This is a genomic window from Streptomyces sp. NPDC032472 (assembly GCF_040636955.1).
GTDB lineage: Bacteria > Actinomycetota > Actinomycetes > Streptomycetales > Streptomycetaceae > Streptomyces.
The window spans coordinates 1-20,268 of sequence record NZ_JBEZVK010000009.1; the positions used below are offsets into that span (position 1 = coordinate 1).

Annotated in this window: 14 protein-coding genes and 1 pseudogene; 5 read left to right on the forward strand and 10 right to left on the reverse strand. The window is 72.8% G+C overall.

What is annotated here, in order from left to right:
* Nucleotides 1–184 precede the first annotated feature (184 nt).
* The 7 genes and pseudogenes from AB0F11_RS07815 to AB0F11_RS07845 all read right to left on the reverse strand — a co-directional run bounded on the left by AB0F11_RS07815 (nucleotide 185) and on the right by AB0F11_RS07845 (nucleotide 8,112).
* Nucleotides 185–1,528 (reverse strand): LLM class flavin-dependent oxidoreductase, encoded by a 1,344-nt coding sequence (locus AB0F11_RS07815; RefSeq protein WP_362169518.1) that lies wholly within the window; start codon nucleotides 1,526–1,528, stop codon nucleotides 185–187.
* 55 nt (nucleotides 1,529–1,583) lie between these two features.
* Nucleotides 1,584–2,543, reverse strand: a complete 960-nt coding sequence (locus AB0F11_RS07820; RefSeq protein ID WP_362169520.1) for an ABC transporter permease — start codon at nucleotides 2,541–2,543, stop codon at nucleotides 1,584–1,586.
* Nucleotides 2,540–3,376 carry an ABC transporter ATP-binding protein gene (locus AB0F11_RS07825; RefSeq protein WP_362169522.1) on the reverse strand — a complete coding sequence of 279 codons (837 nt, stop codon included), beginning with the start codon at nucleotides 3,374–3,376 and terminating at the stop codon, nucleotides 2,540–2,542. Before AB0F11_RS07825 ends, AB0F11_RS07820 begins: the two co-directional genes overlap by 4 nt.
* 6 nt (nucleotides 3,377–3,382) lie before the next feature.
* Complete coding sequence (locus AB0F11_RS07830; protein WP_362169524.1) at nucleotides 3,383–4,417, reverse strand: ABC transporter substrate-binding protein; 1,035 nt, start codon at nucleotides 4,415–4,417, stop codon at nucleotides 3,383–3,385.
* 26 nt (nucleotides 4,418–4,443) lie between these two features.
* Entirely contained in the window at nucleotides 4,444–5,004 is a 561-nt protein-coding gene (gene ssuE / locus AB0F11_RS07835) for an NADPH-dependent FMN reductase (protein ID WP_362169526.1), read from the reverse strand.
* A gap of 14 nt (nucleotides 5,005–5,018) precedes the next feature.
* Nucleotides 5,019–6,008 (reverse strand): TauD/TfdA family dioxygenase, encoded by a 990-nt coding sequence (locus tag AB0F11_RS07840; protein ID WP_362169528.1) that lies wholly within the window; start codon nucleotides 6,006–6,008, stop codon nucleotides 5,019–5,021.
* Between the two features lie 890 nt (nucleotides 6,009–6,898).
* Nucleotides 6,899–8,112, reverse strand: a pseudogene (locus AB0F11_RS07845) (transposase).
* Nucleotides 8,113–8,382: 270 nt separating this feature from the next.
* On the opposite strand from AB0F11_RS07845, the gene AB0F11_RS07850 reads away from it, so the two are divergent.
* The 3 genes from AB0F11_RS07850 to meaB are packed head-to-tail and all read left to right on the forward strand — an operon-like array spanning nucleotide 8,383 to nucleotide 13,485.
* Nucleotides 8,383–10,278, forward strand: a complete 1,896-nt coding sequence (locus tag AB0F11_RS07850) for a methylmalonyl-CoA mutase subunit beta (RefSeq protein WP_362169529.1) — start codon at nucleotides 8,383–8,385, stop codon at nucleotides 10,276–10,278.
* A 20-nt stretch (nucleotides 10,279–10,298) separates the two neighbouring features.
* A complete protein-coding gene (scpA, locus tag AB0F11_RS07855; protein WP_362169725.1) occupies nucleotides 10,299–12,491 on the forward strand; it encodes a methylmalonyl-CoA mutase in 2,193 nt (730 codons plus the stop codon).
* A gap of 10 nt (nucleotides 12,492–12,501) precedes the next feature.
* The gene (meaB, locus tag AB0F11_RS07860) at nucleotides 12,502–13,485 is read left to right on the forward strand and encodes a methylmalonyl Co-A mutase-associated GTPase MeaB (RefSeq protein WP_362169531.1); all 984 of its coding nucleotides are present in this window, start codon (nucleotides 12,502–12,504) and stop codon (nucleotides 13,483–13,485) included.
* A gap of 218 nt (nucleotides 13,486–13,703) precedes the next feature.
* Here meaB and AB0F11_RS07865 read toward each other — a convergent pair whose 3' ends face one another.
* Entirely contained in the window at nucleotides 13,704–17,045 is a 3,342-nt protein-coding gene (locus AB0F11_RS07865) for an NACHT domain-containing protein (RefSeq protein ID WP_362169533.1), read from the reverse strand.
* Nucleotides 17,046–17,125: 80 nt separating this feature from the next.
* Entirely contained in the window at nucleotides 17,126–18,130 is a 1,005-nt protein-coding gene (locus AB0F11_RS07870; protein WP_362169535.1) for an asparaginase, read from the reverse strand.
* Between the two features lie 139 nt (nucleotides 18,131–18,269).
* Here AB0F11_RS07870 and AB0F11_RS07875 point away from each other — a divergent pair, with 139 nt between their 5' ends.
* The gene (locus tag AB0F11_RS07875) at nucleotides 18,270–18,719 is read left to right on the forward strand and encodes an Lrp/AsnC family transcriptional regulator (protein WP_361902725.1); all 450 of its coding nucleotides are present in this window, start codon (nucleotides 18,270–18,272) and stop codon (nucleotides 18,717–18,719) included.
* Here AB0F11_RS07875 and AB0F11_RS07880 read toward each other — a convergent pair.
* Nucleotides 18,691–18,978: a hypothetical protein gene (locus AB0F11_RS07880; protein ID WP_362169537.1), complete on the reverse strand. Its 288-nt coding sequence runs from the start codon at nucleotides 18,976–18,978 to the stop codon at nucleotides 18,691–18,693. The two genes, AB0F11_RS07875 and AB0F11_RS07880, sit on opposite strands and share 29 nt — an antisense overlap.
* Before the next feature lie 624 nt (nucleotides 18,979–19,602).
* Here AB0F11_RS07880 and AB0F11_RS07885 point away from each other — a divergent pair.
* Nucleotides 19,603–20,190, forward strand: a complete 588-nt coding sequence (locus tag AB0F11_RS07885; protein WP_362169539.1) for a hypothetical protein — start codon at nucleotides 19,603–19,605, stop codon at nucleotides 20,188–20,190.
* Nucleotides 20,191–20,268: the final 78 nt, after the last annotated feature.

The following is a 20,268-nucleotide window of genomic DNA, read 5'->3' on the forward strand; positions in this document are numbered from 1 at the left end:
CCCGGCTTTGAAGCGGGGGGTGGGCCGATCCTGCAGGCGGCGTTCGAGGCGAGGCGAGCACAACCTCAGGCGGCGTTCGAAGCGGGGGGCCGGCCAATCCAGCCTCGCCGGCGATTGAGGCACGGGGCCGGGCAGAGCCCGGTGGCCGGCGGAGTCGGGATCCCTGGGGCGGAGGCCGGAGGCGTCAGGGTCGGGCCGTGGTGTGGCGGTTGGCCGGGCGGGGGAGGCCGTAGTTTTCGCGCAGGGTGGCGCCCGTGTACTCCGTGCGGAACAGGCCCCGACGCTGGAGGATCGGCACCACGTGGTCCACGAAGTCCGTGAGCCCCGTCGGCAGGACAGGCGCCATGACGTTGAAGCCGTCGGCGGCGCCCTGCGTGAACCACTCCTCGAGCTGATCGGCGACCTGCTCGGGCGTGCCGGCGTACACCCGGTGGCCGCGGCCCGCGCCGAGGCGGGCGATCAGCTCGCGCAGGCTCAGGCCGTCGCGGCGCGCCAGCTCCGCGACGAGCGTGAAGCGGCTCTTGTTGCCGTTGATGTCCCGCTCCTCCGGGAGGTCCGGCAGCGGCCCGTCGAGCGGGAGCCCGGTCAGGTCGACGCCGAGCATCCCGGACAACTGGGCGAGCCCGTACTCGGGCACCTGGAGCTCGGTGAGCTGCCGCTCCAGGGCCTTGGCCTCGGCCTCGGTGGAGCCGATGACGGGGGCGATGCCCGGCAGGACGAGCAGGTCGGCCTCGCTGCGGCCGTACCGGGACAGGCGGGACTTGAGGTCCTTGTAGAAGGTCTGCGCGTCGGCGAGGGTCTGCTGGGCGGTGAAGACGGCCTCCGCGTACTGGGCGGCGAACTCCTTGCCGTCCTCGGAGGAGCCGGCCTGGACCAGCAGCGGGTACCCCTGCGGGGAGCGCGGCACGTTGAGCGGCCCGGCGACGGCGAAGTGCTCGCCGCGGTGGGCGGCCGGGTGGAGCTTGTCGGTGTCGGCGTAGACGCCGCGCTCCTTGTCGAGGACGATCGCGTCGTCCTCCCAGCTGTCCCACAGCTTGGTGGCCACGTCGAGGAACTCGCGGGCGCGCTCGTAGCGGAGGCCGTGTTCGAGGTGTTCCTCCCGGCCGAAGTTGCGGGCCTCGTCGACGCTGCCGGAGGTGACGATGTTCCAGCCGGCACGGCCGTTGCTGATGTGGTCGAGCGAGGCGAACTTGCGGGCCAGGTGGAAGGGCTCGTTGAAGGTGGTGGAGACCGTCGCTATCAGCCCGATGTGCTCGGTGACGGCGGCGATCGCGGACAGCAGGGTGAGCGGCTCGAAGCCGCCGAGGGCGTTGTAGCGGGCCTTGCCCCACAGGGCGAGGCCGTCGGCGAAGAAGATCGAGTCGAGCCGGCCGCGCTCGGCGGTACGGGCCAGCTCCTGGAAGTAGCCCAGGTCGGTGACCCGTTCGGGGCTGCTGTCCGGGTGGCGCCAGGCGGCGTCGTGGTGGCCGGCGTTCATCAGGAAGGCGTTGAGGTGGAGCGTCCGGGCTGTGGTCGTGGTCGTGGTCATGGTGGTTCGTCTCCTCGGGGATCGGCGGCAAGGGCCGCCTGGTGCGCAGGCGGCGTCAGGTGGTGGGGATGCGCCAGAGGCTGAGGCGGCGTTCGATCGTGACCAGGAGCTGGTTGAACGCCACACCGATCGCGGAGATGGTGATGATGCCCGCGTACATCTGGGGGATCGCGAAATTGAACTGCGAGGCGTTGATCAGGTAGCCGAGGCCGGCCTTCGCGCCGATCATCTCTGCGGCGACGAGGACCAGGATCGAGACGGCTCCGGCCAGCCGGATGCCGGTGAAGACGGCCGGGACGGAGGCCGGCAGGATCACCTTCTGGAACAGCCGCGGCGTGGACAGGTCCACGGAGCGCGCCAGTTTGACCAGGGTCGGGTCGACGTTGCCGACGGCGCTGATGGTGTTCAGCAGGATCGGCCAGACGCATGCGTAGACGACGATCGACACCTTGGAGGTCTCGCCGATGCCGAGCAGCAGCACGAAGACCGGCAGCAGGGCGAGGGCCGCGGTGTTGCGGAACACCTCCAGCAGCGGGCCGAGCAGGGCTGCGACGGGGCGGTACCAGCCGATGAGCAGGCCGAGGGGGACGGCGACGGCGACGGCGATGCCGAATCCGCCGAAGGAGCGGACGAGGCTGGCCCGGGCGTGCTCGCCGAGTTGGCCGTCGGCCAGCAGCTCCCACCAGGCGGCGGCGACCTCGCTGACCGGCGGGAGGAAGGTGGGGTCGGCGAGCCCGATCCGGGGCGCGGTCTCCCAGAGCGCGAGCAGCGCCAGGACGGCCACGGACCGCCAGAGCACGGCCCGCGCCCACCGGGCGACCGCCCGGAGGGGACCCGGGCCCGCTCTGTGGGGGCTGCTCGCCTCGAGGGCGCCCGGGACGTCCGCCGCCGCCCGGTCCGCCGGCGGCGGCTGCGTGCGCTGCGCGGGCGAGGGCGCCCCGGCCCCGGCCCCGGCTGCCGGGACATCCGCCGGAACGGCCACGGCAGTGTTGTCGGTGTGGGTGGTGGTGCTCATGCGACGGCCTCCTCCTTCTCCAGTTGGCGGGCGCGCGCCACTTCGTCGTGCAGCAGGGTCCAGATCTCGTGCCGCTGGCGCGCGAACTCCGGGCTGGAGCGCAGCTCCTCCCCCTGCGCCGCGGCCCCGCCCCCGGACCCGCCCCCGCGGCTGCCGAGGGAGACCGGGACGACCTCCTTGATGCGGCCGGGACGGGAGGTCATGACGGCCACGCGCCCGCCGAGGTACACGGCCTCCTCGATGCCGTGCGTGATGAAGACGACGGTCTTGCCGGTGCGCTGCCAGATCCGGCGCAGCTCGTCCTGGAGGGACTCCCGGGTCTGCGCGTCGAGGGCCGCGAACGGCTCGTCCATCAGCAGGACGTCCGGGTCGTACGCCAGCGAGCGCGCGATGGCGACCCGCTGGCGCATGCCGCCCGAGAGCTCGTGCGGGTGCCGGTCCTCGAAGCCGGCGAGGCCCACCAGGTCCAGGAACTCCCTGGCCCGCTCCGCGCGCTGCCTGCGCGGGACCCCGGTGGCCTCCAGTCCGAACTCCACGTTGCCGAGCGCCGTCCGCCACGGCAGCAGCGCGTACTGCTGGAAGACGATCCCGCGGTCCGGCCCCGGCCCGGTGACGGGCGCGCCGTCGAGCAGGATCCGGCCGGACGTCGGCCGGGTCAGCCCGGCCAGCAGGTCGAGCAGGGTGGACTTGCCGCAGCCGCTGGGGCCCACGACCACGAGGAACTCCCCCGCCTCGATCTCCAGGTCGATCCCGTCGAGCGCGGTGAACTCCTCCCGCTTCCTGTCCTTGGCCGGGAAGGTCTTCGTCACCGACCGGAACTCGATCTTCGCCATGCCGCTTCAGCCCTTCCCGTAGCCGTTGAACTCGTTCGTGTAGAGGTCGGCCGGCTTCAGGCCGCCCTGCTTGAGCTCGCCGCGGTCGGCGAGCCAGTCCAGCCAGAGCCGGAACTCCTTGTCCTGGATGCGGCCGCCCGTCTCGCCGACCCCGTACGAGCGCCAGTACTGCAGGGTCGCGGTGTCCTCGTTGCGCCCGCGCTTCTTGACGATCTCGGTCATGCGGGCGATGACCTCCTCGCGCGGGGTGCTGCGCGACCATTCGATGGCCTTGGCGACGCCGGTGGTGAAGGTGCGGACGGTGTCCGGGTTCTCCTTGATGAACCTCTGGGTCATGACGTACGAGCCGGCGCTGAACCGGCCGAGCAGGTCGTAGTCGCTGAACAGGGGGCGTATCCCGCCCGCGGCGAGCGCCTTGTCGCGCAGGACGCCGCCCAGCACGCCCACGTCGATCTGCTTCTGGCGCAGCACCTGCTCGGTGTTGACAGGCGGCACGACGAGGGCCTCGACCTTGGCGGCGTCGGCCTTGGAGATGCCGCCCCGACTGAGGTAGATGTCCAGGAGGGCCTGGGAGTGCGCGCCCAGGGTGTTCATGCCGACCTTCTTGCCGAGCAGGTCGCGGGCGGAGCGGATCGGGCTGTCCTCCAGGACGTAGTAGCCGCTGTACGCGTGCTCGTCGACGCCGTAGTAGGAGACGACGGCCTTGATGGGGGCCTTGCTCGCGGCGAGTTTGACGATGGCGCCGTTGAAGGCGCCGCCGAAGTGGATCTGGCCGGTGGCGGCGGACTGGATGTCCTGGGGCCCGCTGATGGTGTTGCCGACCCACTCCAGCTTCAGGTCGCCGAGGTACCCGAGGTCGGCGGCCAGTTCGGGGAGGGTGACCGCCCCGACGTTGCCCTGGTACTTGAGCGTGGTGACCTGGCTGCCGGAGGGGCCGGAGCCGCCGCCCGCGGTGGCCGTGCCGCAGCTCACCGCGGCCGCCGAGATGCCGAGAAGGGTCAGGAACTGGCGTCGGGTCGTGGGCGCGAGGACTGCGGACATGGCTGCTGTTCCTTGTCGTTCGTTCGTTACGGGGCGAGGGCCCGGGCGGCGGCAGGGGCGGCGGCGCGGACGGCGTCGGCGAACTCGTCGACGGCGTGGAAGAGGTCGAGCTCCGCCTCGGGCCTGAGCCGGTCGGGGCCGGAGCCGCGCTCGACGGAGGAGTCCAGGACGAACCGCCCGGCGGCGACGTGCCGGGCGCCGAGGGCGGCGAGGACGGGGCGCAGGGCGTAGTCGAGGGTCAGGACGTGGGCGAGGCTCCCGCCGGTGGCGAGGGGCAGGACCGTTTTCCCGGCCAGCCCGTCCTGCGGCAGCACGTCGAGGAAGGCCTTGAGCAGACCGGTGTACGAGGCCTTGTAGACCGGGGTCGCGACGACGACCCCGTCCGCCCCGGCCACCGCCTCCAGGGCCCGCCGCAGCTCGGGCACGCCGCGCCGGGCGGCGAGCAGATCGGCGGCGGGCAGCTCGCGGACGGCGAGGTGGGCGGTGTCGAAGCCGGCGTGGGAGAGCCGGCGCAGCACGTGGTCGGCGACGACGGCGGTACGGGAGTGCGGGGAGGGACTGCCGGTTATGGCGAGCAGGGTGGGCACGGGAGGCTCCTTGATCAGACGGTGGCCGTGGACGCGCCCGACGGGATGCCGAAGGACGGGGCGGGGACGCTCTGCGGGCTCAGCAGCCGCGAGGCAACCCCGTCCGGGCCGACCGGGACGTCGCCGTCGACGGTGACCCGGCGCAGGGTGCGCTCGTGGTCGTCGGAGTCGTCGACGCCGTAGTGCTGGGTGGCGCGGTTGTCCCAGATCGCGACGTCGCCCGGCTGCCACTGCCAGCGGACGGTGTTCTCGGGGCTCTCGATGTGCGCCTGGAACAGGTCGACCAGGAGCCGGGAGTCGCGGCCGGTCAGGCCGGCGATGCGCTGGACGAAGTTGCCGAGCAGGAGGGTGCGTTCGCCTGTCTCGGGGTGGACGCGGACCACGGGGTGCTCGGTGAGGAAGGCGGTCGAGGTGAACACCTCGCGGAACTGGGCGAGCGCCTCGGGCAGGGCGTCCGGCTTGAGCGCGGCGTAGTCGTACTCGTTGGAGTGCAGGGCGCGCAGGCCGTCGGCGAGCGCCCGCAGCGGTTCGGGCAGATCGGCGTAGGCGGTGGCGGTGTTGGCCCAGAGCGTGTTCCCGCCGTACGGGGGGATGGTGACGGCCCTGAGGATCGAGAAGGCGGGGTAGGCGGGCACGAAGGTGACGTCCGTGTGCCACTGGTTGGCGCGGGCGCCGTGGTGGGAGTCGATGCCGAGGGCGTAGCGCCCGTCGGCGGAGGGCACGGTGGGGTGGGCGACGGGCGTGCCGAGGAGTTCGGCGAAGGCCTCGTGGGCGGCCTCGTCGAGGTGCGTCTGGCCGCGGAAGAAGACGACCTTGTGGGTGAGGAGCGCGGCGCGGATCTCGGCGACGGTTCCGGCGGGGAGGTCGCCGCCGAGGCGCACGCCGGAGATTTCGGCGCCGATGCGGCCGCCGATTTTCCTCACGGTGATGGTGGGCTCAGTCTCTGTCTCGGTCTCGTCGGTGGCGGTGGCGGTGGCGGTGGCGGTGGCGGTGGCGGTGGTCATGGTGGACTCCCTGTCAGGACATGAGCGGTTTATTTCCGCAGCGGAAGAAATGGAGGTGCGGGGAAGCCGGGCCGACTGCCGCTGCGCGGGGCCTCTCCCCGCCCCGCCTTTCCCCGTTCCTCCCCCGGCTACCGCTGGGAGGTGCCCCCAGGGGCTCCGCCCCGGACCCCGCGCCTCAAACGCCGGCGAGGCTGAACGGGCGGACGGGGACGCAGGAGGGGCACGCCCGGTAGTGCGAGCCCGCAGGTGCGGGGGACGAGCGTGGGCGGACGGGCGGAAGAGGCCGTGAGCTTGAGGATCGGCCGCGCGGGATCGGGGGTGCCGGGAGGTCGAGCGGTGCCGAGAGGTCGAGAGGCGGGCCGGGCGGTCGGCTGGCCCGCCGAGCGGCCGGACGGTTTGCCGAGCAGCCGGTCTGCAGAGCGGCCGGTTGCGGAGCGGCCAGTCCACGAAGCGGCCGGTCTGCCGAGCGGCCGAGGGCCGGACGCGCAGGAGGGGCGGTACGGACTCAGGCGCGGCGCGGGGCCGGACAGCGGCCCGGACACGTACCCGGCGCGGTACAGGAGCAGCCGGGGGTGTGGAGCCGCGAGGCGGAAAGCTCGTTCGCGGACATGGCACGGAGCCTGTCAGCGCCCCCGGCCCCGGTCAAGCCCTGCTCGACCCGGCCGGCCGGCCTCCGCCCGACCCCCCTCGCGCACCCCCGGCACCCGCTGCGACCTGCTCTTTTCCTGGCCGTCCGGGCAACCGCACCGCCACCCGGAACGGCTTGAAACCGTGGCCGGATTTCATGCCCTCGCAACGAGCCCGCTACGCACCGCCCGGGCAGCCGTTTCCGCCGTTTCCTCCACGAGGGCTACGTGACTCCTCCCCCGCGTAAACGTGGGGGCTTCTCGCTATGCCGGTGCGGCGTCGCGACGGACCAGCCCGGCCCGTAGGACGTTCAGGGCGCCCACGGTGTCCGCGTGTGCCTGGTGGCCGCACGAGACGCAGTGGAACTTTTCCTGGGTGGGCCGGTTCTCCGCTGAGACGTGCCCGCATGCGGGGCAGGTCCGGGAGGTGTTGCGGGGGTCCACGGCGATCACTTCCCGTCCGGCGCTTTCAGCCTTGGCGTGCAGGATCGCGAGGAACACCCCCCATCCGGCATCCGAGATCGAGCGGTTGAGCCCGGCCTTCGCGCTGGCCCCGTTGGGGAGGAAGCTGCCCGGCTGGTCGGGGTCGGGTTTCGGCGCGGGGGCCTTGACCATGTTGCGGATCTTGAGGTCTTGTGCGCGATGACATCGTGTTCGCGTACGAGGTCAAGGGCGGTCTTGTGGGCGTGGTCGAGACGCTGGCGTCGGACCTTGCGGCGCAGGCCGGCGACGCGCTGCACGGCCCGCTGGTGGTTCTTGGTGCGGCGGTCGCGGCGGACGCGGGGGAACTTCGACAGCGCCCGCTGTGCGGCTTCGAGCTTTCCGGCGGCCGTGCGGGCGTGGCGCGGGTTGGGCACGTGCTCACCGTTGGAGGTGGTGAGGAAGTTGGAGATGCCCAGGTCGATGCCGACCACGGACCCGGTCGCGGGCAGCGGCTCGGTCCGGTCCTGCTCAGCGGTCAGCACCACGTACCAGCGCTTGTCCTCGCGTTTGACCGACACGGTCTTGACCTTGCCGACGACCGGCCGGTGCTGGTTGACCTTGACGTGGCCCACGCCCTGGAAGCGGACCCGGGTGACCGGGTCGTGGGGGGTGGAGTCCCAGCGGCAGCCGTCGCCGTCTTTGGGGAAGTCGACCGTGTCGAACCAGTTCACGCCCCTGAAGCGCGGGTATCCGGGCGTGTCGCCGGACTTGATCCTGCGGAAGAACGCGGCGAACGCCTTGTCCAGGCGGCGCAAGGTGGCCTGCTGGGAGGAGAACGACCAGCGGCCCTGCCGCTCCGGGTCGAATGCCCGGATCTCCTTGAGCTGCGCGGACTGCTGCCCGTACTTGATGCTCGTCTTGGAGGCGTGCCGGTAGGCGTCGCGTCGTTCCTGCAAGGCCCCGTTGTAGAGCGAGCAGTGATCGCCCAGCATCTCGCCCAGCGCGATCGTCTGGCCCACGGTGGGCCGCATGAGGAACTTGTACGCACGGATCAACGCAGCCCATCCCCTCACGTTTCCCCAGGTCACAGCCGATGCGAACACCCTACCGGCCGCCACTGACAACGCAGCGGACTCCGGCGCGGGCCTCCGGGCCAAGGATGCACGGCCGTACTTCCGGGGGCGGCGGCGGCCGTTCTCCTCGATCGGCTGTTCGACGCGCCCCTGGCCCCGCTCGTCCGTGCCCCCTCCCGTCTCACATGAGAGGGGGAGATCACATGCGGTGCTTATGGTCGTTCACAAGGTGACCCCCCTAGCATTCGAGCCATGACGGTCCTGCCTGATGACGGGCTCTCCCTGGCCGCCGAGTTCCCTGACGCGACGCATGAGCAGTGGCAGCGCCTGGTAGAGGGCGTACTGCGCAAGTCCGGCAAGGACGCATCCGGCGAGGCCGCGGAAGACGCGTTGTCCACGAAGCTCGAGGACGGGCTCATCACCCGCCCGCTGTACACCACGCCCGAAACGCCCGCCGACACCGGATTTCCCGGGTTCGCCCCGTTCGTACGGGGCGGCACGCCCGCCGGCGGCTCCGCCTCCGGCTGGGACGTGCGCCAGCGGCACCTCGGCACCGACCCCGCGCGGGTGAACGAGGCCGTCCTCGCCGACCTGGAGAACGGCGTCACCTCCCTGTGGCTGAGCCTGGGCCAGGGCGGGCTGCCCGTGGAGGCCTTGTCGAAGGCCCTGGACGGGGTCTACCTCGACCTCGCGCCCCTGGCCCTCGACGCCGGAGCCGAATTCGCGGCCGCCGGACGCGCCTTGCTGGCCCTGTACGCCGAGCGCGGCGTGGCCCCCGAGGACGCCCGCGCCGTCCTGGGCGCCGACCCGCTGGGCCACGAGGCCCGCACGGGCCGGCCCGCCGACACCGGCACCGACTCCGATCCCGACCCCGACAGCGGCCTCGAAGCCGCCGTCGCCCTGGCCCGGGAGGCGGCCGCCCACTGGCCGGGCGTGCGCGCCCTGTCCGTGGACGCCCTGCCGTACCACGAGGCGGGCGGCTCGGCGGCCCAGGAGCTCGGCCTGTCGCTGGCCACCGGCGTCGCCTACCTGCGTGCGCTGACCGATGCCGGGCTCGGCATCGAAGCCGCCCTCGGCCAGCTGGAGTTCCGCTACGCGGCGACCGCCGACCAGTTCCTGACCATCGCCAAGCTGCGCGCCGCCCGGCTGCTGTGGGCCCGCGTCGCCGAGGCCTGCGGGGCGCCCGCCGCGGGCGCCCAGCGCCAGCACGCCGTCACCTCGCCGGTGATGATGACCCGCCGCGACCCGTGGGTGAACATGCTGCGCACCACCGTCGCCTGCATGGCGGCGGGCGTGGGCGGGGCGGACGCGGTCACCGTGCTGCCCTTCGACCACGAGCTGGGCCTGCCGGACGCGTTCTCGCGCCGCATCGCCCGCAACACCTCCTCCGTCCTCCTGGAGGAGTCGCATCTGGCCCGCGTCATCGACCCGGCCGGCGGCTCCTACTACGTGGAGCGGCTCACCTCCGAACTGGCCGACGCCGCCTGGGAGTTCTTCCAGACCGTCGAACGGGCCGGCGGCCTGCCCGCCGCCCTGCGCTCGGGCCTGGTCGCCGAGCGGCTCGCCGCCACCTGGGCCGAGCGCTCCGCGAAGCTGGCCAAGCGCCGCGAACCCATCACCGGCGTGAGCGAGTTCCCGCTGCTGGCCGAGCAGCTGCCCGAGCGCGAGGCCGCCCCGGCCGCGCCCTCCGGCGGGCTGCCGCGCGTACGGCGCGACGAGGCGTACGAGGCGCTGCGTGCCCGCAGCGACCGGCACCTGGAGGCCACCGGGGCCCGGCCGCGGATCTTCCTCGCCGCCCTCGGCACGGCCGCCGCGCACACCGCGCGCGCCACCTTCGCCGCGAACCTGTTCCAGGCGGGCGGGATCCAGCCGGTCCACGACCCGGTGTCCGTGGACGCCGCCACGGCCGCCGCCGCGTACACGGCGAGCGGCGCGGACGGCACGGCCGTGCTCTGCTCCAGCGACGCCCTGTACGAGGAGCAGGCCGAGGCGGTCGCCGCGGCGCTGCGCTCGGCGGGTGCGACGACCGTCTTCCTCGCGGGCAGGCCCGGCACGGCGGCCGGCGCCGTCGACGAGTACGTCTTCGCCGGCTGCGACGCGGTCGCGGTGCTGTCCAACGTTCTCGACCGGATGGGAGTCGCGCAGTGAGCGGCACCGGAAACCCCGGAATCCCCGATTTCTCCGCCCTCCCGCTGCGCGGCGCCGCGGCTGCCGCCTCCGAGGACCAGTGGCGCAGCGCCGTCAAGGAGTCCACCGGCACGGCCGCCGCGGACCTGGTGTGGGAGACGCCCGAGGGCATCGGCGTGCAGCCGCTGTACACCGGGCGGGACCTGGAGGGTCTGGACTTCCTGCAGACGTACCCGGGCGTGGCCCCGTACCTGCGCGGCCCGTACCCGACCATGTACGTCAACCAGCCCTGGACGATCCGCCAGTACGCGGGCTTCTCCACGGCCGAGGAGTCCAACGCCTTCTACCGGCGCAACCTCGCGGCCGGCCAGAAGGGCCTGTCGGTCGCCTTCGACCTGCCGACGCACCGCGGCTACGACAGCGACCACCCGCGCGTCACCGGCGACGTCGGCATGGCGGGCGTGGCGATCGACTCGATCTACGACATGCGCCAGCTGTTCGACGGGATCCCCCTCGACAGGATGTCGGTGTCGATGACGATGAACGGCGCGGTGCTGCCGGTCCTCGCCCTCTACATCGTGGCGGCGGAGGAGCAGGGCGTCTCCCCCGACAAGCTCGCCGGGACCATCCAGAACGACATCCTCAAGGAGTTCATGGTCCGCAACACCTACATCTATCCGCCGAAGCCCTCGATGCGGATCATCTCGGACATCTTCTCCTTCACCTCGCAGAAGATGCCGCGGTACAACTCCATCTCCATCTCCGGCTACCACATCCAGGAGGCCGGGGCCACGGCCGACCTGGAGCTGGCGTACACCCTCGCCGACGGCGTGGAGTACCTGCGGGCCGGGCAGGAAGCGGGCCTGGACGTGGACGCGTTCGCGCCGCGCCTGTCCTTCTTCTGGGCGATCGGCATGAACTTCTTCATGGAGGTCGCCAAGCTGCGCGCGGCGCGCCTGCTGTGGGCGAAGCTGGTCAAGCAGTTCGACCCGAAGAACAGCAAGTCGCTGTCGCTGCGCACGCATTCGCAGACCTCGGGCTGGTCGCTGACCGCACAGGACGTCTTCAACAACGTCACGCGCACGTGCATCGAGGCGATGGCCGCCACCCAGGGCCACACCCAGTCGCTGCACACCAACGCCCTCGACGAGGCCCTCGCGCTGCCGACGGACTTCTCGGCGCGCATCGCCCGCAACACCCAGCTGCTGCTGCAGCAGGAGTCGGGGACCTGCCGGTCGATCGACCCGTGGGGCGGCAGCGCGTACGTCGAGAAGCTGACGTACGACCTGGCGCGCCGGGCCTGGCAGCACATCCAGGAGGTCGAGGCGGCCGGCGGCATGGCGCAGGCCATCGACGCCGGCATCCCGAAGCTGCGCGTGGAGGAGGCCGCGGCCCGCACGCAGGCGCGGATCGACTCCGGGCGCCAGCCGGTGATCGGCGTGAACAAGTACCGCGTCGACAGCGACGAGCAGATCGAGGTCCTCAAGGTCGACAACTCGGCGGTGCGCGCCCAGCAGATCGACAAGCTGCGGCGGCTGCGCGAGGAGCGCGACGAGGCGGTCTGCCAGGACGCGCTGCGGGCGCTGACAAACGCGGCCGAGCGGGGCGCGGGCCGGGACCTGGAGGGCAACCTGCTCGCCCTGGCGGTGGACGCGGCCCGGGCCAAGGCCACCGTCGGTGAGATCTCGGACGCACTGGAGAAGGTGTACGGGCGGCACGCGAGCCAGATCCGTACGATCTCGGGTGTGTACCGCACCGAAGCAGGCGAGTCCCCGTCCGTGGAGCGCACCCGTGCGCTCGTCGACCGGTTCGAGGAGGCGGAGGGCCGCCGTCCGCGCGTGCTCGTCGCCAAGATGGGCCAGGACGGCCACGACCGCGGCCAGAAGGTGATCGCCACGGCCTTCGCCGACCTGGGCTTCGACGTCGACGTCGGCCCGCTGTTCCAGACCCCGGCGGAGGTGGCCCGCCAGGCCGTCGAGGCGGACGTCCACGTGGTGGGCGTGTCGTCGCTGGCGGCCGGCCACCTGACCCTCGTCCCGGCGCTGCGCGAGCAGCTCGCGGAGGAGGGGCGCGAGGACATCATGATCGTGGTGGGCGGGGTGATCCCGCCGGCCGACGTGCCGACGCTGCTGGAGATGGGCGCGGCGGCGGTGTTCCCGCCGGGCACGGTCATCCCGGACGCGGCCCACGACCTGGTGACGCGGCTGGCCGCGGATCTGGGCCACGAGCTGTAGGCGGGGGCCGGTGCCGAAGATCGACATCGAGGCCTATGCGAAGGGGGTGCTCGACGGCAAGCGCGCGTTCATCGCGCGCGCGATCACGCTCGTCGAGTCCACCCTGCCCGCGCACCGGTCGCTGGCGCAGACCCTGCTGACGGAGCTGCTCCCGCACGCGGGGCGGGCCCGGCGCATCGGGATCAGCGGGGTGCCCGGCGTGGGGAAGTCCACGTTCATCGACGCGTTCGGCACCATGCTGACCGGGCTGGGGCACCGGGTGGCGGTCCTCGCCGTGGACCCGTCCTCCACCCGTACGGGCGGCTCCATCCTCGGCGACAAGACGCGGATGGAGCGGCTGTCGGTGGACCCGGCCGCGTTCGTCCGGCCCTCGCCGTCGGCGGGGACGCTGGGCGGAGTCGCCAAGGCCACCCGCGAGTCGATGATCGTGATGGAGGCGGCGGGCTACGACGTCGTCCTCGTCGAAACGGTCGGCGTCGGGCAGTCGGAGACGACGGTGGCGGGGATGGTGGACTCCTTCCTGCTGCTGTCCCTGGCCCGTACGGGCGACCAGCTGCAGGGCATCAAGAAGGGCGTCCTGGAACTGGCCGACGTCCTGGCCGTGAACAAGGCCGACGGCCCGCACGAGCGCGACGCCAAGGCCGCCGCCCGCGAACTGTCGGGCGCGCTGCGGCTGATGCACCCGGTGGACGCCGCGTGGACGCCGCCGGTCCTGACGTGTAGCGCGCGGGAGTCCAGCGGGCTGGACGAGGTGTGGAACCGGCTGGAGCAGCACCGGCGGCTGCTGGAGGCGGGTGGGCGGCTCGCCGCGAAGCGGGCTGCGCAGCAGGTGGAGTGGACCTGGTCGATGGTCCGCGACGAGCTGCTGGAGCGGCTGCGGGCGGATCCGGCGGTACGGGACCTGGCCCCCGGCCTGGAGGCCCGGGTCAGGGAGGGGTCCCTGACCCCGACCCTGGCGGCGGACCGGATACTGGCCGCGTTCGGCCGGGCGTAGCGGATCCCGGCCGGGGGCGCGCTTGCGCCGCTCCGGCCGGGCCTTCCGCCGGGCCTGGGCGACGGCCGGTGTGCCGCTGCGCGGAGCCGTTCCCCAGTCCCGCCCCTTCCCGCTGTGCCGGATATGCGGCTCCGCCGCGTGGCGGGCTGCGCCCTGGACCCCGTTCGCCTCAAACGCCGGCGGGGCTGAAAGACCCGGGCGCTTCGCGCCCGGTGCGCTCAAACGCCGCGCGGGCTGGATTGGCCCCGCGGGTCGTCGGTCAGCCTGGTGTACAGACGCACCTGCGGCGGGAGGGCCTCGACACCGCGGATGAGAGGGAGGCTGGTCTCGACGTGGAGCTCCCGGAGGCCGGGCAGCCCGGCGAGCGGTGCGAGGTCGATGCACTCTTCCGCGCTGAAGTCCCCGTTCAGGGCGAGGCTCTTCACCGCGGGAAACGCCGAGGGCAGGCGGCGCACCGCCTCCTGGATCACCGGTTCTCCTCCCCCCTCCCAGACTTCCAGCGTCTTGACACCGGGCAGGACCACCTCTGTCGGAAGGGTCTCGAACGAGGAAGCGGACACCCGGAGGTGGACGAGGGACAGGGCCGGAAGCTCCTGCCAGTCGGAAGCCGAGGCCGGGCTCGACGCGGGGTTGAGCAGCAGGAGACTGAGCTCGGACAGCGTTCCGAGGCCCTTGAGCGCCTGCGCAGGACCCGTCTCGCCCGCGACCATCAGCGTGGTCAGGTCTGGCGGAAGGTTCTCCGCGGACCAGCGCAGGGCCGCTGGACCCCGGAGGGCGAGGGTCCTCAACTCAGGCAGCCCTGACACCGGCCGCAGATCGAGGGCCGGTCCGGGGTGTGTGATGGTCAACCGCCGGATCCGCAGGCCGCTGATCGCCGAGAGATCCGTCAGATCCGTGCAATCGCTCACGGTCAGGGCCCGCAGGGCGGACTGCCCCGCCAGGAAGTTCAGATCGGACAGCGTGGCACGTGTGAGCTCGATCTCCTTGACACTGCGCCTGCCGAGGAACGCCTCCAGGGCCCGCCCCGAAACGCCGCTCCTGATGTCCAGGCGGTCCGGGCGGAGTCCGAGGCGCTCCAGATGGCGGAGCTGGTCGTCGGACCCGACGGTGTAACGGAGATCGGTCGGATCCAGCCGTGCGATGACCTCATCGGCGTAATCCGCGCCGTCGAACCGGGACCAGGCCCACATGAGCTGGGAGCGGACCGGCAGGTGGGAATGCCCGACGAACCTCGCGAGGAAGGAGACCGCGGCTTCCGACTTGACGTGTGAGGCCGCGATCACCACGTGGTAAGCGGCCGTATCGGTGAGCTCCTCAGGGCCGGGGAGAAGGCCCAGGACCAGCGGGCCGACCTCCGCCAGGGCGCGCGCCTCCTGCTCGCTGCGCGGCGGGATGAGGGTGGCGGTGCGCTCCTCCACAGCTGCTCGCACCTCGGGGTCGAGGGTGGTGGCGTGTTCCAGGCAGGCCGCGGCCAGCAGGTAGATGCGGGCCCGGGTGCGCCGGTCGGTGGACCGGTCCCCCAGGGTCAGCAGGTCGCGGAAGAGCCGGACGCGCTCGGCGGGGCGGGCGAGCGCGACCGCCATCCGGATCACGTCCTCCCACTGGTCGTTGCCGGCCTGGTCCGTGAGGAGTCCGAAGTCGCCCTCCTCCACGGCCGCCCGGGCACCGAGGAAGTCCTGGAAGGTGCGGTGGATGAAGTCCACGGTGTCGGGCGCCGGCTCGCGCAGCAGACCGCTGCGCTGGAGGAAGTGCTCGAAGACCACGGGCGCTTCGCCGAGGGCCGCCGCTTCCGGGACGGCGGGCAGGGCCCGGGCGATGATGTCCTCCGCCTGGGAGCGGTCCATCTCCGTGCGGCCGTTCCTGATGAGCCAGTACGCGAGGCGCTGGAGCAGGTCGAGCTGCGGTTCCTCCCGGAGGTCCGGGCCGCGCATGTCGCGCTCGCGGTCGCGGCGGCTGAGCAGCATGGAGAGGGCTGCCTCGTAGAGGTCCTTGCGGCCGTGCGGGAGGTAGCCGCGGCGGTCCCGGTGAAGGGCGCAGATCAGCCCGCACATCAGGGGGTTGGTGGCCAGCCGGCCGAGATCGGGCTTGGTGCGTACGGCGGCGAGCAGCTGGGCCTCGTACGTCGGGAGGTCCGCGTCCTCGTAGGTGCCCGTGCGGGCTGCACCGTGCCACCGCTTGATGAACGTGGTGATGTCCGCCGGCCCCATGGCGGACAGGGTCAGCTCGGTGAAGCCGTCCTCGGTGAGCCAGTCCGCTCCGACGGCGGAGGGGCGGGAGGTGACGAGCCAGCGGTTGTCGCCGCCGTACGTGTCCATCAGGTCTCTGAGCCAGCCGCGGGCCCGCTCCCGTTCCCGCTCGGGGATCTCGTCGATGCCGTCGACCAGGACCAGCCCTCGCCCTGCGGCGAGGACACGGTGGGCCCAGCCCTCCGGCTGGACGCCGCCGAGCGCACAGCCCGCGGTGGTCAGGAAGTCCCGCGGTGCGGGGAGCCGTTCGCCGTGGCGGGTCAGGGTGCGCAGCGGCAGGACGAAGGGGATGCGGTCCTCCAGGTACGCCATCTGCGGCGTGAGGTCCTGGCGGGCGGCGGAGACGGCGAGCCACTGCACGAGGGTGCTCTTGCCGGATCCCGCTTCGCCGCGCAGCAGGACACGGGGGCTGCCGGCCAGGGCCTGATCCGCGGGCTGGGGCGACCCGAAAAGGTCGCTGAAATGTTGCTTCAGCCGGTTCCACTCGGCTGCATCGCCGATGCGCACGGACTTGACCGGCTCGGCGGCTGCCGCCTTTTCGAGAGCGGTCAACAGCTGCGCATCGTACGCGCTCAACGGTGCCGTCGAAGCCCGGACCCCCCACCACGGCATCGCTTCGAGGCTCAGGTACGCCGCGTCCAGCGGCCACCGCTTCGGCGAGTTGCCGAGGTCGATCCCGTAGATCGTCAGCTTCCCGTGCCGCTGGGCCACGTACGGCAGGTACTGCTGCTCGAAGGCGGCGTCCTCCGTGCCCGGCAGGGGGTCACGGCGGATCAGTTCGTCGACCTTGGCGGTCAGTTCGGCGATGCCACGGGTCTGCTGCACCAGTGCGTGGGCGACGAACGTCGAGCGCTGGGTGAAGAAGTGCAGGATGTGCAGGCACGCGGCGTCGAGCAGGCGCTCGTAGAAGTGGGTGGCGTCGGCGCTCAGGTGGCGCTCGGGGCGGTCGCCCGCGCGGCGCAGCTCCCTGGCGAAGGCTGCGGCACCGAGGCGTACGGCCTCCAGGTCGGTCAGCGTCAGGTCGCCGAGGGCGTGCAGGGTGGTGGCGAGGGCGTCGGCGACCGCCTGCTGCTCCTCGGCGGCGATGGGCCGCTCGCCGCCCGTGCGGAGCGCCTGGCGGACCAGCTTGGCGGACAGGGCGCGGAGGTCGGATTCCGTCAAGGACCGCTTCTCGCCCTTGAAGGAGACGTAGCCGGAGATCCGGATCGGCTTGTCGACGAGGCCCGCCCCGCTGCCCTCGGCCACGAACAGCCTCTTGACCAGGGGTCCGATGGCCGCCGACGCCAGTCGGGTGCCGATGATCCCGGGCTCCATGCATCCCCCCGCAACGTCGAGTCCGTTGCGGGGATCCTAGGGTGCCCGGGTCCGGCTCCGCCGGGCTTTGGCCCAGGCCGCTACGCCTCGACCAGGGCTTCCCGTTCCGCCGGGGTGAGGGACTCCCGCAGGATGCGGACGCGCTCCGCGGTGTCGTCGGTGGCCAGCAGGGCCGACAGGACCGCGATGCGGGCCTGGCCTGCGCGGAGGGTGCCCGTCGGGACGGCGCCCGCCGCGACCAGGTCCACCGCGCCGCCGTGCGTGTAGATCTCGGTGACCGGGCCGGCCGCGACCCGGGTGGTGAGGGCCACCAGGACGCCGCGCTCCACCGCGGCGCGGACCGCGTCCACGATCTCCGGGGTGGCGTTGCCCGCCCCGGTGCCGATCAGGACGATGCCGCGGGCCCCGGCCGCGACCGCGGCCTCGAACAGCACCGCGTCGCCGTCGGCGTGGTGCATCACCATGTCGACCCGCGGCGGCACCTCCGGCATCGCCGGCACCGGCAGCGGCTGCGGGCGCCGGGGCGTGCGCAGCAGGGTGACCTTGCCGAAGCCGACCTTGCCGAGGAGTTCGCGGGAGGGGTCGGCGAAGGCGTCCAGGGCGACGGCCTGGGTCTTGACCGTGCCGCGGGCCGCGTGCACGCGCCCGGCGAAGCTGACCAGGACGCCGAGGCCGCGGGTGGTGGCCGCGGTGAGCAGGGCGTCGTACAGGTTGCCCGGTCCGTCGCCCTCGGCGGTGCCCATGGGCAGCTGCGCGCCGGTGAAGACGACGCTGCGCTCGTCGTGGTGGTGCAGGTCGACCAGGAAGGCCGACTCCTCCAGTGTGTCGGTGCCGTGCGTGACGACGATGCCGTCGACACCGGGGTCGGCGAGCACCTCGTGCACGGTGCGCAGCAGGGTCAGCTGGTGGGCGGTGGTCAGCCGGGGGCTGTTCACCCGGAACAGGTCGACGACCTCGACGGTCGTGCCCTCGGGCAGCGGCGCGGTGGCCATGACCTCGCGTCCGTCGGCGTCGGCCGCGAAGCCGGTGCCCTGCCAGCGGCTGGCAATCGTTCCGCCGGTGCTGATGACGACGATCCGCCCCATGGCCACCCTTCCCCAGTACGGGTGATACCTCGTACACGTGTGCTGATGTGCTGAAGTCAGCAATGATAGGGCGTTCCGTGCGCAATTCGATTGCCGGTTTGACAGATTCCGGGTAGGGTCCGTGGGGGATAATTGCGTCGTGGATGCCATCGATCGCGAAATCTTGCGTGAGCTCCAGGCCGACGGGCGGCTCAGCAACCAGGAGCTGGCCCAGCGCGTGGGCCTCACCCCCTCCCCCTGCATGCGCCGCGTGCGCCAGCTCGAACAGGACGGGGTGATCCAGGGCTACCGGGCGGTGATCGACCCCGACGCCGTGGGCCGCAGCTTCGAGGTGCTGGTCTCCGTCGAGGTGCGACGCGACCGCGAGGCCGTCGAGGCCTTCGAGGCGGCCCTGCAGGACATCCCCGACGTCATCGAGGCCTACCGGCTCTTCGGCAGCCCCGGCTGCCTGCTGCGCATCGCCGTCGCCGACCTGCGCGCGTACGAGCGGCTGTGGATCGAGAAGCTGACCGCGCTGTCGGGCGTCACCGAGGTGAACTCGCAGATCATCATGAAGCGGATCAAGGGGCCGACCGGGCTCCCCGTGTGACCGCCGACGCCGGCCCGCACCCGGCGGCGCCGAGGGAGCGCAGGAAGTGGCCCGGTATCGGCACCGGTATGTCGCCGGCGGCGGTGGACGGCTGGTGCTCGTCGTAGCCCTGCAGGTCGGCGAAGAGCCGACCGTCGGGGTACTGCTCGGCCACCCGGCGCGCCCAGCGCACGGCGAGGCCGGTCTTGCCGACGCCGGCGGCGTCGGTGATGTGCCCGATGGCGGGGGCGACTTGCCCGTCGGCATGACGGCCAGTCACCGGAGGTGCTTGCGCGGCCGGTTCCACGATCCCGTCGGCGAAGGTCCTGCTGCCGGGCGGGGGTTGGAGGGGACGATGGCGCCGCGGCCGCCCAAGGCTCCGCCGGGGTCGGCGGCGTCGGGCCGCGGGCGGCCTCCGCGGGGGCCGGGGTGAGGGGTCGGGGTCGCGCCGCAGGGCAAGTGCGGGTGGCGGGCCGCCTTGGTGAGCTGCTGTGCGCGCGCACGGCCGCCTCGGCCGCGGCGAGGAGGTCGGTGAGGGTGGCGGCGTCCAGCTCGTGCCTGTCGCGGTGCGGTCGCCGCCGTGGCGCTGCCCGAAGCCAGGGCCGCCCCGTGTTTTCCGGCGGCGCGGGACGCGGCCGCGTCCGGGGGTGCGGAGGGTTCGCGGGCTTCCGGCGGGTCGCGGGTTTTGCGCGGCGGGCCGCCTGCGGGGCGACGGCCACACACCGTCCCGAGCGCCCGCGACGGGACGGAACCGGTTGCTAGCGCCGCGTAGCGGCCCCGGCGCCGTCTCGGGCTGCGGCCCTGCATTGACCTGCGGGAACTTTTAGGTAAGCCTTACCTCGCTTGCCGCGGGACTCCGCTGAGGACCCCGCTTCCGCCCGTTCGTCTCCGGAGCCCTCCTGCCATGCTGTCCCCGGTCGCCTCCAGTCCCGCCCCGGCCCGGGCCCCCCGTGCCCTGCAGGCGCGGCCCGTCCGCCTGTACGACTCCTGGTGGACGGTGTCGGCCGCGGCCCTGGTGGCGGTGGTCGTGCTGACCGGCGCCCTGTGGTGCTCCGCCCACGTCCAGACCGACCAGTCCCTGCACACCGCCGCGCTCTTCGTCCACCTCGCGTCGCTGGTGCTGGGCTTCGGCGCCGTGCTCTCCGCGGACTACTACGGCCTGCTGTGGGCGACCCGCCGCTGCTCCTTCGAGGAGGTCCTCGCGGCCACCGCGCGCCTGCACGTCCCGATCTGGGCCGGGCTGGGCGGCCTCGTCGCCAGCGGGATGCTGCTCCACCCCGACCTCGGCTCCCCCGTGACCCTGGTCAAGATCGGCCTCGTCCTGGCCCTGACCCTCAACGGTCTCCAGGCCGGCCTGCTCGGCCGCCGCCTCGAAGCCTCCGGCGGGGAGGTCGGCCGCGGCAGGCTCGCCTGGGGCGGAGCGACCGCCCTCATATCCCAGGCGTGCTGGTGGGGCGCGGTCGTGATCGGCTTCCTCAACACCAACGGCTGACGGCCCTCCGCCGGACCCGACGGCCGCCGCCGCGACCCCGTGCGGCGAACGCACCTGCCCTGAAGCCCCGTTCGGGGT